The following is a 12,707-nucleotide window of genomic DNA, read 5'->3' as shown; positions in this document are numbered from 1 at the left end:
GACATGCACTGTTACGGGGCATGCAACAGTGCGGTGTCGCAAAGTGGTCATCATGCGATCCATTGATCGTAAGTCATCCAGCCTGTCGATAAGCGGCGCCAAGCCCCGGTACAGAGGGGGATTCATCCTTTCGAGCGACAGCGCGAATACCTCCTTGGTGCGCTTATCGTCCCCGTTTGGCGGCAGTAGGGTGGGGCCTTCTGTCACTCACCGGGGAAGACGCATGACAAAAACAACAATGCGCGCCATCTTCAAACCGCAGGCGCTGGCCGCTGCGGTCGCCTTGGGTTGCTGTGCCCAGGCCCAGGCGGTCGATTTCAATATCGGAGAAATCGAAGGCACGTTCGACTCATCACTGTCGGTCGGCGCGAGCTGGGGCATGCGCGATGCGGACAAGTCGCTGGTCGGCACGGTCAATGGCGGTAGAGGGCAGTCTTCGACCGGTGATGACGGGCGCCTGAACTTCAAGAAGGGCGAGACCTTTTCCAAGATCTTCAAGGGCATCCACGATCTTGAGTTGAAGTACGGCGACACCGGTGTGTTCGTGCGTGGCAAGTATTGGTACGACTTCGAACTCAAGGACGAGGACCGCGAGTTCAAGCCCATCAGCGACAAGGGCCGCAAGGAAGGCGCCAAGTCTTCCGGCGGGCAGATACTCGATGCGTTCGTCTATCACAACTACTCCATCGCCGATCTGCCGGGCACCGTGCGTGCGGGCAAGCAGGTGGTGAGCTGGGGTGAAAGTACCTTCATAGGCAACTCGATCAACAGCATCAACCCGATCGACGTCTCGGCATTCCGCCGGCCCGGCGCGGAGATCAAGGAAGGTCTGATTCCGGTGAACATGTTGTTCGGCTCGCAAAGCCTGACGGACAAACTTTCGGTCGAGGGCTTCTATCAACTGGAGTGGGACCAGACTGTTCTCGATAACTGCGGCACCTTCTTCGGAGTCGATGTGGCCGCGGATGGTTGCAACAACGGCTACACCGTTGGCAGTCCGGCCATTGCGCCGCTAGCGCCGTTGGCCGCGGCCTTCGGGCAACCCATCCAGGTCACTCGCGAAGGCGTAGTCGTGCCCCGTGGCGGTGACCGTGATGCACGGGATTCCGGGCAGTGGGGTACGGCGTTGCGCTGGCTCGGCGACGATACCGAATACGGCCTGTACTTCATGAACTACCACAGCCGCACGCCCACGGTGGGCACCACCACGGCCGGCCTGTCGACCCTGGCGGCACTGCCGGGCATGGTCGGGATCGCCAATCGCCTCGCTCCCGGCAGCGGTTCGGGACTGGCGCAAAGCGTGATGCTCGGGCGAGGTCAGTACTACCTCGAATACCCGGAAGACATCCGTCTGTATGGCGCGAGTTTCGCCACCACATTGCCTACCGGCACTGCGTGGACCGGTGAGCTCAGCTACCGGCCCAACGCCCCGGTGCAGGTCAACACCAATGACCTGACGCTGGCATTGCTCAATCCGATTGCCGGTGGTGCTGCGTCGCCATTGAGCACTTCGCCGGGTGCCGACAACAAGGGTTATCGGCGCAAGGAAGTGACGCAGCTGCAGAGCACCCTCACGCACTTCTTCGATCAGGTGCTGGGCGCCGAACGCCTGACCGTGGTCGGCGAGGCGGCGGTGGTCCGGGTCGGCGGTCTGGAGTCGCGCAACAAGCTGCGTTACGGCCGCGATTCGGTGTACGGCCAGTACGGTTTCGGCGGCGACACCGGCGGTTTCGTCACCTCGACCTCCTGGGGCTATCGCGCCCGGGCCATCCTCGACTACGCCAACGTGATCGGCGGGATCAACCTCAAGCCGAACCTGTCCTGGTCCCACGACGTCTCCGGTTATGGCCCCAACGGGCTGTTCAACGAAGGCGCCAAGGCGATCAGCGTCGGCGTCGATGCCGACTACCGCAACACCTACACCGCGAGCCTCAGTTACACCGATTTTTTTGGCGGCGATTACAACGTCCTCACCGACCGTGACTTCGTGGCCCTGAGCTTCGGCGTGAACTTCTGATCTGCCCGAGAAGGATGAAATCAATGCGCAAGATGATTCTGCAATGCGGTGTCCTGGCCCTGAGTCTGCTGGCCGCCAACGTGATCGCGGCGGTGTCGCCGCAGGAGGCCGAAAAACTCGGCACCAGCCTGACGCCGCTGGGCGCGGAGAAGGCGGGGAACGCCGACGGCTCGATTCCGGCCTGGACCGGAGGTATCCCGAAAAACGCCGGGGCGGTGGACAGCAAGGGCTTTCTCGCCGACCCGTTCGCCAGTGAAAAACCCCTGTTCACCATCACCGCGGCCAACGTCGACCAGTACAAGGCCAAGCTCTCCGAAGGCCAGGTGGCGATGTTCAAACGCTACCCCGAAACCTATAGGATTCCGGTCTACCCGACCCACCGCACCGTCGCTGTGCCACCGGAAATCTATGAGTCGGCCAAACGCAGTGCGCTGAACGTGACCTCGATCAACGACGGCAACGGCCTGGCCAATTTCACCGGCAATCGCTACTACGCATTCCCGATTCCAAAGAACGGCGTCGAGGTGCTGTGGAACCACATCACCCGTTACCACGGTGGCAACCTGCGCCGGATCATCACCCAGGTCACCCCGCAAACCAACGGCAGCTACACACCGATCCGCTTCGAGGAAGAGATTGCCGTACCGCAACTGATGAAGGAACTGGACCCGGAGCAGGCCGCCAACGTGCTGACCTTCTTCAAGCAGTCGGTGACCGCCCCGGCACGGCTGGCCGGCAACGTGTTGCTGGTGCATGAAACCCTCGATCAGGTGAAGGAACCGCGCCTGGCGTGGATCTACAACGCCGGCCAGCGCCGGGTTCGCCGTGCGCCGCAAGTCGCCTACGACGGTCCGGGTACCGCCGCCGATGGCCTGCGCACTTCGGACAACTTCGACATGTTCTCCGGTGCCCCGGATCGTTACGACTGGAAGCTGATCGGCAAAAAGGAAATGTACATCCCGTACAACAGCTACAAACTCGATTCGCCGAAGCTCAAGTACGACGACATCGTCAAGGCCGGGCACATCAATCAGGACCTGACCCGTTACGAACTGCACCGGGTCTGGGAGGTGATCGGCACGGTCAAACCGAGCGAGCGCCACATCTACGCCAAGCGCCACATGTACATCGATGAAGACAGCTGGCAAGTGGCGCTGGCCGATCACTACGACGGTCGCGGACAGTTGTGGCGAGTGGCCGAGGGGCATGCCCAGTATTACTACGATCACCAGGCCCAGGCTTACACGCTGGAAGCGCTCTACGACATCATCGCCGGTCGCTACATTGCTCTGGGCATGAAGAACGAGGAGAAGCACAGCTTCGAATTCGGCTTCGAAGCCAAGGCTGCCGACTTTACGCCTTCGGCCCTGCGCGCCGAGGGCGTCCGGTAGGGGGGGATACACCCGCGGGACAAAAGGCGACCGGTTGGTCGCCTTTTTTATGGGCACCAATCAGCGTACTGAATACTCGTCAACAAGCATCGGGGAGAGGGCTAGGGTGAGCGTACAACGATAAAAAGGCGCACCCGATGACCGCCATGAACCCCTGTCTGGATAGACCGGATTTTTTTCCGAGACTGTCTTCCCATCACCTGCCGCGTCCGCGCCTTTGCGAGGCACTGCTCGACTCTGCGGCCCGGGTCAAACTGATCTGCGCGCCGCCCGGCAGCGGCAAAACCGCGTTGCTTACCGAATGTCTGCTGCAGGCACCCGTCAATTGCACCGTATGCTGGTTGCCGCTGGCAGGTGCATCCTTGAGCACTGGCGAACTTTGCGAATGGCTCGCGCAAGCGCTGGGGCTGACCGCCTCGGACGAGGCGTCGCTGCTTTACGAACTGGCGCGGCGGTCTTGTGTGACCTGGGTGTTGATCGATGATTACTGTCGATACCCGGAGCCTGCGCTGGATGCCTTGCTCGACCGAATGCTGGCGGTCAGCAGTCCGGCCCTGACTTGGTGGATCGGCACTCGGCGGCGTCCGACCTGCAACTGGCCGCGCCTGCTGCTCGACGATGCCTTGTACCAATGTGAAGGCGCGGCGTTGGCATTGACCCGGGACGAAATCGCACAAGTACTGTGTCACTTGCCTCCCGCCCAGGCCGACAGCGTGGCGGGGCGCATCTTTCAGCGCAGCGGCGGCTGGTGTGCCGGGGTGCGGATGCTGTTGATGCAAAAATGCGACTGGTCGCAAAAGACCTTGCCACAGCAACGCATGGACACCTTGCTCGACTACCTGCAACACGAACTGTTCAGCGGCTTGAGTCCGGAACTGGCCGAGGCCTGGCGCGTGCTGGCGCACTTGCCGCGCTTCAATGCCAGCCTTTGCGATCACCTGTTCGGTGTCGGGGACGGGGCGCAATGGATGCGTACTCTGCAAACGCTGGGATGCTTTATCGAACCCTGGCGAGGAACTCCGGACTGGTTGCAGGTATGTGCCCCGCTGTCGCGCTTGATGCGTGACGAACCCTGGCCTGCCGGACGTTCCTGGCATCGCCGGGCCTGTCAGTGGTTTGCCGCCGGACAGCATTGGAAATGCGCCTTTGAGCAGGCGTTGCTGGCCGAAGAGTACGAGGTTGCGGTGAGCCTGTTGCAACACTTCAGTTTCGAGCATCTGTTCGAGGAACAGACGGTCGTGCTGTTGCTGCGTCTTTATGAACAACGCGGCGAGGAACTGTTGCTGGGTTCTGCGCAACTGGTCGGGTTGATCACGGCTGCGCTGTTGTTCGCCGGGCGTTTCGAACAGGCCGGTGAGTGTATCGGCCAGCTGTCGCGGTTCCTGCCGCCACCGTCGGCGGATGCACAGCGACAACTGATCGCACGGTGGCAGGCTCAGCAAGGGTGGTTGTTGCACTTGCAAGGATGGATGGACGCTGCGCGCGAACATTTTGAGCAAGCGTTGCAGGATCTGGCGCCGGACGCCTGGCCGGTGCGGCTTCTGTGTTTATCGGGACGCACTCAGCAGGCTCTGCTGTGCGGTGAGCTGGAACTGGCGCACTCGATCAATCGCGAGGCGTTGTGCCTGGCGCGGGCGCAGAACTCGCTGTTGTTCGAGGGCTTGCTTGAACTCGACCACGCCCAATTGCTGGAGCAGCGAGGTGCGCCTGCCCGCGCCGAAGGGGTGCTGGCCGACTTCTGTCAGATGCTGGATCCGTCTGGTGAACGACCGACGCCGTTGCTCGGCCGGATTGCTCTGCGCCGGGGACGACTGGCGCTGAGCATGGGGCAGCAGGAGCGAGCGGCCGGGTTCTTTCAACAAGGACTCGATGACTGTCTGCGCAGCTTTGATAAACGAGTGCTCTACGGCTTCATCGGTCAGGCGCAGCTGGCTGCCGATCAGGGCGATTTCGCCCAGGCATTCATGCGTTTGCGCGATGCCGAACGATTGATGCAACAGCGGCAGATTCCGGACACGGTTTATCGTGGGGCTTTGCTTCAGGTCAGCAGTGAGTTCTGGCTGCAGCAAGGAAGACCCGAACTGGCTCGCGAGGCGTTGAGTCGTGTACTCAGACACTATCGTGGCCCGTGTGCGCGACAGGCCCCGCCGGCGACATTGGAGTTGATTCCGCGCATCGAGTGTTTGCTGATCCTGGCCGAAACCCGGTTGCGGCAGGCGCACCAGCCAATGGCATGTTTGCAGCGTTTGATCGAGCAGGCTCACGCCAGCCGGATGATTGGGCTTGAAGCCGAGTTGCTATTGGCAGTGAGCGAGGTGGCCTGGACGCTGGATGATCCTGTATCTGCCCGGAGTTACTTCGACCACGGGCGAACATTGGTCAATCATTTCAACTTGCAGCGTTTATCGATGAAGTTTGATGAGAAAGCGCTGAATGTATGCCCCGGCTCAACGCAGGCTGCTCCACTTATTGAGGACGGGGAAAACGAAGGTTCACTGAGTTTCAGAGAATCACAGGTGCTTGGGTTGATCGCATCGGGAAGCTCCAATCAGCAAATTGCGGACACGTTGTTCATCTCGTTGCACACAGTCAAAACGCATGTCCGGCGGATTCACGCGAAACTGGGTGTCGAGCGCAGAACTCACGCCGTAGCGCGGGCGAGAACGCTCGGTTTATGCCAATGAACATTCAGGCTGGCTGATACCCCATCCGCCAACTCACAGCCCGCGTCGCAGCCAGTAACCGCTGCGCCGCCGGGCCGTTTTCGTCGGCGTGGAACAGTGACGTCGGGCCGACGATGGTCAACACTGCAGCGATCTGCCCGAGGGCGTTGAACACCGGTGCCGACAGGGCATCGACACCGGGCATCAGCAAGCCGTGGACATGATGCAGACCGCGTTCGCGGATCTGTTCGCACAACGCTGCATAGGCCTTTTCGTCCGCCAGCGGATGGCCGTCGCTGGATATTTCCTGTTCGCGCAATTCGTCAGTTTCGCGGTGCGGCAGGTACGCGCCGAAGACCAGTCCGGTGGAAGAGCTGAGCAGCGGCAACACCGAGCCCAGTTGCGTCACCACCGTCACCGCGCGCACCGCCGGTTCGATGTGCACCACGGTTGCGCCCTGATTGCCCCAGACCGCCAAAAAGCAGGTTTCGTTGAGTTCGTCGCGCAGCTCTGACAGTGGCAGGGCGGCGACTTTCAGCACGTCCATACTGTTGAGTGCGGCCAGGCCCACGCGCAGCGCTTCACGGCCCAGGCCATAGTGGTTGGTGGCGGCGTTCTGTTCGGCGAAGCCGCTGGCGATCAACGCCTGCAGATAACGGTGCACCTTGCTCGCCGGCATCTGCACATGTTCGGCCAGACGCGACAGCGAAGTGGACGGCGACAACTCGGCCAGGGCCTTGAGGATGTCGGTGCCGACTTCGGCGGAGCGGACTTTCTGTTTGCCGTTGCTGTCGCTGGTTTTTTCCATGGTGCTGCCGTGTCCCGGAACGAATGGGCGTCTTTATAGCTTGACGCTGGATAGCGAGCAAATTACGTTATGCGTAATTGAATTACGATAAAAATAACCCCGGCGTGCCAAGACCTCTGATCCAGAGCGTCCGGCCATGCCGACTCCCTGTTCAGGAGGCTCCATGAACCTCGATTCAGCCCTGGCTTACCAGTCCGGTTTCGGCAACGAATTCAGCTCCGAAGCGTTGCCCGGCGCACTGCCTGTCGGTCAGAACTCCCCGCAGAAAGCACCTTACGGTCTGTACACCGAACTGTTCTCCGGCACCGCATTCACCATGACCCGCAGCGAAGCGCGGCGCACCTGGATGTACCGGATCCAGCCGTCGGCCAATCACCCGGCATTCGTCAAACTGGAGCGGCAACTGGCGGGCGGTCCGTTGGGTGAAGTCACCCCCAATCGGTTGCGCTGGAACCCGCTGGAGATCCCGGCCGAACCGACCGACTTCATCGACGGCCTGGTCAGCATGGCGGCCAACTCCGCTGCCGAAAAGCCAGCCGGCATCAGCATCTATCACTATTGCGCCAACCGTTCGATGGAGCGCGTTTTCTTCAACGCCGATGGCGAGTTGCTGCTGGTGCCGCAACTGGGTCGGCTGCGCATTGCGACCGAACTGGGTGTACTTGAAGTCGCGCCGCTGGAGATCGCCGTGCTGCCACGCGGGCTGAAGTTCCGCGTCGAACTGCTCGACCCGCAGGCACGTGGCTACATCGCCGAGAACCACGGCGCGCCGTTGCGCCTGCCGGATCTGGGACCGATCGGCAGCAACGGCCTGGCCAATCCGCGGGACTTCCTGACCCCGGTCGCCGCCTATGAAAACCTGCAGCAACCGACCACCCTGGTGCAGAAATTCCTCGGCCAGTTGTGGGGCACCGAACTCAATCACTCGCCGCTGAACGTGGTCGCCTGGCACGGCAATAACGTGCCGTACAAATATGACCTGCGTCGTTTCAACACCATCGGCACCGTCAGTTTCGATCACCCGGATCCATCGATCTTCACTGTGCTGACGTCGCCGACCAGCGTCCACGGTCTGGCTAACCTCGATTTCGTGATCTTCCCGCCGCGCTGGATGGTCGCCGAGAACACCTTCCGTCCGCCGTGGTTCCACCGCAACCTGATGAACGAATTCATGGGCCTGATCCAGGGCGAATACGACGCCAAGGCCGAGGGCTTCGTGCCCGGCGGCGCGTCGCTGCACAGCTGCATGAGCGCCCACGGCCCGGACGGCGAGACCTGCACCAAAGCCATCAACGCGGACCTGAAACCGGCGAAGATCGACAACACCATGGCCTTCATGTTCGAGACCAGCCAGGTGCTGCGCCCAAGCCGCTTCGCCCTCGACTGCCCGCAACTGCAATCCACTTACGACGCCTGCTGGTCCACGCTGCCCGCCACGTTCGACCCGACCCGGAGATAACCCATGACTCAGAATTCCATCACCCGCAGTTGGGTCGCTTCGGCCAACGGCCACACCGATTTCCCGCTGCAGAACCTGCCGCTGGGCGTGTTCAGCATCAACGGCTCGGCGCCGCGCGCGGGTGTGGCGATTGGCGAGCACATCTTCGATCTGCAAGTGGCGCTGGAGGCCGGGCTGTTCGATGGCGTCGCGCGCAGTGCGGTTGAAGCCATGCACGGCGGTCAGTTGAACGCCTTCTTCGAACTCGGCCGCGACGCTCGTGTTGCCTTGCGTGAACGTCTGCTGGAACTGTTCAGCGAAGGCAGCACCCATCGTGGCAACGTTGAAGCTCAAGGGGCGAAACTGCTGCCACTGGCCGCCGATTGCCAGATGCACCTGCCGGCACGCATCAGTGACTACACCGACTTCTACGTTGGCATCGAGCACGCGCAGAACGTCGGCAAACTGTTCCGTCCGGACAACCCGCTGCTGCCGAACTACAAACACGTGCCGATCGGCTACCACGGTCGTGCCTCCACCGTGCGTGCCTCTGGCGCCGACGTGCGCCGTCCGAAAGGCCAGACCCTGCCGGCCGGTGCTACCGAGCCGACTTTTGGCCCGTGCGCGCGGCTGGATTATGAGCTGGAACTGGGGATCTGGATCGGTCAGGGCAACGAGATGGGCGAGTCGATCGCCATCGGTGACGCCGCTGAACACATCGCCGGTTTCTGCCTGCTCAACGACTGGTCGGCCCGTGATATCCAGGCCTGGGAATACCAGCCGCTGGGGCCGTTCCTGTCCAAGAGCTTCATCACCAGTGTTTCGCCGTGGGTGGTGACCGCCGAAGCGCTGGCGCCGTTCCGCACCGCGCAACCGACGCGTCCGCAAGGCGATCCGCAGCCGCTGCCGTACCTGCTCGACAAACGCGATCAGGAGGGTGGTGGTTTCGACATCGAGCTGGAAGTGCTGCTGCTTACCGAGAAGATGCGCGAGCAGAATCTGCCGGCCCATCGCCTGACCCTGAGCAACACCCGCTACATGTACTGGACCGTCGCGCAAATGGTTGCGCACCACAGCGTCAACGGTTGCCAGTTGCAGGCTGGTGACCTGTTCGGTTCGGGCACCTTGTCCGGCCCTGAAAGCGGCCAGTTCGGCAGCCTACTGGAAATCACCGAGGGCGGTAAAAAGCCGATCGAACTGGCGTCCGGCGAAGTGCGCAAATTCCTCGAAGATGGCGACGAAATCATCCTGCGCGCCCGTTGCGCCCGCGACGGTTTTGCCTCGATCGGTTTCGGCGAATGCCGAGGCACCGTGCTGGCGGCGCGCTGACAGGAGCGGTTCATGGATCTCTATACCTACTACCGTTCCACTTCGTCCTACCGGGTGCGCATTGCCCTGGCGCTCAAGGGGCTCGACTACCAGGCGTTGCCGGTCAACCTGATCGCCCCGCCCGGTGGCGAGCATCGGCAACCGGCATACCTGGCGATCAATCCGCAGGGGCGGGTGCCGGCGCTGCGCACTGACGACGGCAAGTTGCTGATTCAGTCGCCGGCGATCATCGAGTACCTGGAGGAGCGTTATCCACAGGTGCCGTTGCTGCCCGAAGACCTCGTCGCCCGTGCACAGGTGCGCGGCGTGGCGGCGGTGATTGGCTGCGACGTGCATCCGTTGCACAACGTCAGCGTGCTCAATCGCCTGCGCGGGTTGGGGCATGACGAGCCGCAGGTCAACGAGTGGATCGGTCACTGGATCAGCCAAGGGCTGGCGACGGTGGAGCAGTTGATCGGCGACAGCGGCTTCTGTTTCGGCGAATGGCCGTGCGTGGCGGACGTGTACCTGATTCCTCAGTTGTACGCGGCCGAGCGTTTCAATGTTTCGCTTGAGGCTTATCCACGGATTCGTCGGGTGGCGGCTCTGGCTGCCGAGCATCCGGCGTTCATTGCGGCACATCCGGCGAATCAGCCGGACACGCCGAAGTAGCATTTGATGGCTCCCGTGCAGTGCACGGGAGCCATTCCGGTTACCCGCAAAAAAATCATAAGAACAAAACAGGTACCTTGCGATGCATAACCAGATTGCCAGCTTCCGGGCGGCACTCGACGCCCGTCCTGTGTCCCGCTTTCAGTGGTTGCTCCTGATTCTTCTCGCCTTGTTGCTGGTCACCGACGGCTATGACGCCCAGGTGCTTGGTTACGTGGTGCCGGCGCTGGCGCAGGACTGGGGCCTGGAGAAGTCCGCGTTCGGCCCGGTGTTCAGCGCCAACCTGTTGGGCCTGACGCTTGGCTCTCTCGCTGTGACGCCACTGGCCGACCGCTTCGGCGTTCGACGGATTCTGCTCGCCTGCGTGCTGATCTACGCCAGCCTCACCGTGCTGATGGTGTTTGCCGACTCCCTGAATACCCTGATGATCGCGCGCTTCATCTGCGGCATCGGCATGGGCGGCGCAATGCCCAGCGCCATGGCGTTGATGTCGGAATATTCACCGCCGCGCCTGCGTACGTTGATGGTGACGCTGGCGGCGTGCGGTTTTTCCTTCGGCGGTGCGGCGGGTGGTTTTGTCGCGGCCGGGTTCATCGACCGATTCGGCTGGCAAGCGGTGTTCCTCGCCGGCGGTGTCACTCCGTTGCTGTTGTTCCCGTTTCTCTGGTGGATGCTGCCCGAGTCCTTGCCCCGTCTGCTGCGCGATGCACCACCGTATGCGCGGCTGCGCAAGGTCACCGCGCGAATGCTGCCGGACTGGCAACCGCCGGCGGCATCGGTCGAGCAGAACGAGCGCGAGCAGGGCAGCAAGCTGACGGTGGTGGAGTTGTTCCGCAACGGTTATGCACGCCCGACCTTGCTGATCTGGGCGACGTTTTTCGTCAGCCTGATCCTGCTGTATTTCATGATCAGCTGGCTGCCGTCGCTGTTGCTGGAAAGTGGCCTGAAACTCAACGAAGCGAACCTGGTGACGTCGATGTTCCTGTTCGCCGGTACGCTGGGCGCAATCTGCATGGCGTGGTTCGCCGACCGTTTGAAAAGCAAAGTGCGTCTGCTGTCCGGTGTGCTGGCCGGTGCGGCGCTCTGCACAATTCTGCTGGGCCTGAATCACGACAGCCCGCGCTATCTGGTGGCCTGTGTGTTTGCGGCGGGCTTCTGCATCATTGGCGGGCAACTGACGCTTAACGCTTTCGCCAGCAACTTCTACCCGGCGCACGTGCGCGCCACCGGCACCGGCTGGGCGTTGGGAGTAGGGCGTTTCGGGTCGATTCTCGGGCCGCTGTTCGGCAGCCTGTTGCTGGCGATGCACATTCCGGTGGAGCAGATTTTCTTCTTTTGCGCGATTCCGGCAGTGATTGCGGCGTTGTTGATCATTCAGGTGCGTTCGCCTTCGCAGCTTGCGCAAAATCCTGTGGGAGCGAGCCTGCTCGCGAAGAACGATAACGCGGTTTGATAGAGAGACCGTGTCGCTGATTCGCGAGCAGGCTCGCTCCCACAAAGGCGTCAGTGGACGACTGAGTTCGGCGGCAGATGCCCCAGTCGCTCCGTCAGTCGAAGCCGCTGAATCGGGTCGTCACTGAGCAGCAGCGCATGCTCCAGGTCGAAACGCTCGGCGTTCGGGCAGTCGAGACGCTGGTACAGGCTGGCGCGAGCCAGGTAGTCGGCAGCGCTGGCATTGCCCATTTCGAGCACACGCTCGGCATCGATCAGCGCGGCGATGAAGTCATCGTGGGTCAGGTGCAACTGGCGCAGGTTGCGCGACAGACGCTGTAGCATCTGCAGCGGAGTGGCAGTCAGCAGGTGGTCGGCGTTGAGTTGCATCTGGTGGCCGTATTGGCGGTGCAGCAGTTCGCGGCAATCGTTCGGATACAGGCGCCGTCCACCACACGGATCGAGCAAGTGATCAGCCCCGGGCACCTTCAGCAGGAAATGCCCGGGGAAGTTAACGCCCACCAGCGGGATCTCCAGGCCTCGGGCCAGTTCCAGCGCGATCAACGCCAGGGTCAGTGGTTGACCACGGCGAGTCTGCAACACCTTGTTGACCATCGCCGCCTGCGGGCGCAACGGTACGAAATCATCCTGCGCGAAGCCCAGGTCGGTCATCCGCCGCAACAGCGGCTGCGCCAGTTCACTGACCGGCAGCAGCGGCAAACCTGAACTGACGCGCTGTTGCAGCTCCTTGAAGTCCTGCAACAACGCCTCGGGGTCGACGTGTTTGTCATGCTCGGCAGCCATCCACAACGCCGCCTCGAACAGCGCGGGCGGTGAACGGTGCAGGCAGTCGAAAAAACGTTGGCGCGGACTCATCAAAATCTCCGGGGAATGCCTCGTTTTAGCCCCGTCTTTGTCATTCGTCCAGTGTCGCGCCGCTCTGCCACCGGGTTATGCCGCATTGCATTGGTCGCTGTCG

The 12,707-nt window shown here is 62.0% G+C and carries 9 protein-coding genes; 7 read left to right on the top strand and 2 right to left on the bottom strand.

Annotated features, from left to right (window positions below):
* Window positions 1–223 precede the first annotated feature (223 nt).
* The 3 genes from ACW9HX_RS20820 to ACW9HX_RS20810 all read left to right on the top strand — a co-directional run bounded on the left by ACW9HX_RS20820 (window position 224) and on the right by ACW9HX_RS20810 (window position 6,092).
* A complete protein-coding gene (locus tag ACW9HX_RS20820; RefSeq protein WP_457382055.1) occupies window positions 224–2,017 on the top strand; it encodes a DUF1302 domain-containing protein in 1,794 nt (597 codons plus the stop codon).
* A 23-nt stretch (window positions 2,018–2,040) separates the two neighbouring features.
* Window positions 2,041–3,408, top strand: coding sequence for a DUF1329 domain-containing protein (locus ACW9HX_RS20815; protein WP_457382054.1), 1,368 nt, complete (start codon window positions 2,041–2,043; stop codon window positions 3,406–3,408).
* Window positions 3,409–3,545: 137 nt separating this feature from the next.
* Window positions 3,546–6,092 carry a LuxR C-terminal-related transcriptional regulator gene (locus ACW9HX_RS20810; RefSeq protein WP_457382053.1) on the top strand — a complete coding sequence of 849 codons (2,547 nt, stop codon included), beginning with the start codon at window positions 3,546–3,548 and terminating at the stop codon, window positions 6,090–6,092.
* A 4-nt stretch (window positions 6,093–6,096) separates the two neighbouring features.
* Here the strand turns inward: ACW9HX_RS20810 and ACW9HX_RS20805 are convergent, their stop codons facing one another.
* Window positions 6,097–6,879: an IclR family transcriptional regulator gene (locus ACW9HX_RS20805; RefSeq protein ID WP_457382052.1), complete on the bottom strand. Its 783-nt coding sequence runs from the start codon at window positions 6,877–6,879 to the stop codon at window positions 6,097–6,099.
* Between the two features lie 163 nt (window positions 6,880–7,042).
* Between ACW9HX_RS20805 and hmgA the strand changes: the two genes are divergently transcribed.
* The 4 genes from hmgA to ACW9HX_RS20785 all read left to right on the top strand — a co-directional run bounded on the left by hmgA (window position 7,043) and on the right by ACW9HX_RS20785 (window position 11,750).
* Complete coding sequence (gene hmgA / locus ACW9HX_RS20800) at window positions 7,043–8,338, top strand: homogentisate 1,2-dioxygenase (protein WP_457382051.1); 1,296 nt, start codon at window positions 7,043–7,045, stop codon at window positions 8,336–8,338.
* A gap of 3 nt (window positions 8,339–8,341) precedes the next feature.
* Complete coding sequence (fahA, locus tag ACW9HX_RS20795; RefSeq protein WP_457382050.1) at window positions 8,342–9,646, top strand: fumarylacetoacetase; 1,305 nt, start codon at window positions 8,342–8,344, stop codon at window positions 9,644–9,646.
* 12 nt (window positions 9,647–9,658) lie between these two features.
* Entirely contained in the window at window positions 9,659–10,297 is a 639-nt protein-coding gene (maiA, locus tag ACW9HX_RS20790) for a maleylacetoacetate isomerase (RefSeq protein WP_457382049.1), read from the top strand.
* 82 nt (window positions 10,298–10,379) lie between these two features.
* Window positions 10,380–11,750, top strand: coding sequence for an MFS transporter (locus ACW9HX_RS20785; protein ID WP_457382048.1), 1,371 nt, complete (start codon window positions 10,380–10,382; stop codon window positions 11,748–11,750).
* A 50-nt stretch (window positions 11,751–11,800) separates the two neighbouring features.
* Here the strand turns inward: ACW9HX_RS20785 and ACW9HX_RS20780 are convergent, their stop codons facing one another.
* Window positions 11,801–12,604 carry a SirB1 family protein gene (locus ACW9HX_RS20780; protein WP_457382047.1) on the bottom strand — a complete coding sequence of 268 codons (804 nt, stop codon included), beginning with the start codon at window positions 12,602–12,604 and terminating at the stop codon, window positions 11,801–11,803.
* Window positions 12,605–12,707: the final 103 nt, after the last annotated feature.

Source organism: Pseudomonas sp. SDO52101_S400, assembly GCF_054071635.1.
The sequence above is the reverse complement of the archived record's forward strand: the minus strand, read 5'-3'. Positions and strand labels throughout refer to the sequence as shown.

What these genes read in the sequence shown, in the direction of transcription:
- ACW9HX_RS20820 (WP_457382055.1), top strand. Translation starts at nt 224, where the DNA reads ATGACAAAAACAACAATGCGCGCCATCTTCAAACCGCAGGCGCTGGCC.
- ACW9HX_RS20815 (WP_457382054.1), top strand. Translation starts at nt 2,041, where the DNA reads ATGCGCAAGATGATTCTGCAATGCGGTGTCCTGGCCCTGAGTCTGCTG.
- ACW9HX_RS20810 (WP_457382053.1), top strand. Translation starts at nt 3,546, where the DNA reads ATGACCGCCATGAACCCCTGTCTGGATAGACCGGATTTTTTTCCGAGA.
- ACW9HX_RS20805 (WP_457382052.1), bottom strand. Translation starts at nt 6,879, where the DNA reads ATGGAAAAAACCAGCGACAGCAACGGCAAACAGAAAGTCCGCTCCGCC.
- hmgA (WP_457382051.1), top strand. Translation starts at nt 7,043, where the DNA reads ATGAACCTCGATTCAGCCCTGGCTTACCAGTCCGGTTTCGGCAACGAA.
- fahA (WP_457382050.1), top strand. Translation starts at nt 8,342, where the DNA reads ATGACTCAGAATTCCATCACCCGCAGTTGGGTCGCTTCGGCCAACGGC.
- maiA (WP_457382049.1), top strand. Translation starts at nt 9,659, where the DNA reads ATGGATCTCTATACCTACTACCGTTCCACTTCGTCCTACCGGGTGCGC.
- ACW9HX_RS20785 (WP_457382048.1), top strand. Translation starts at nt 10,380, where the DNA reads ATGCATAACCAGATTGCCAGCTTCCGGGCGGCACTCGACGCCCGTCCT.
- ACW9HX_RS20780 (WP_457382047.1), bottom strand. Translation starts at nt 12,604, where the DNA reads ATGAGTCCGCGCCAACGTTTTTTCGACTGCCTGCACCGTTCACCGCCC.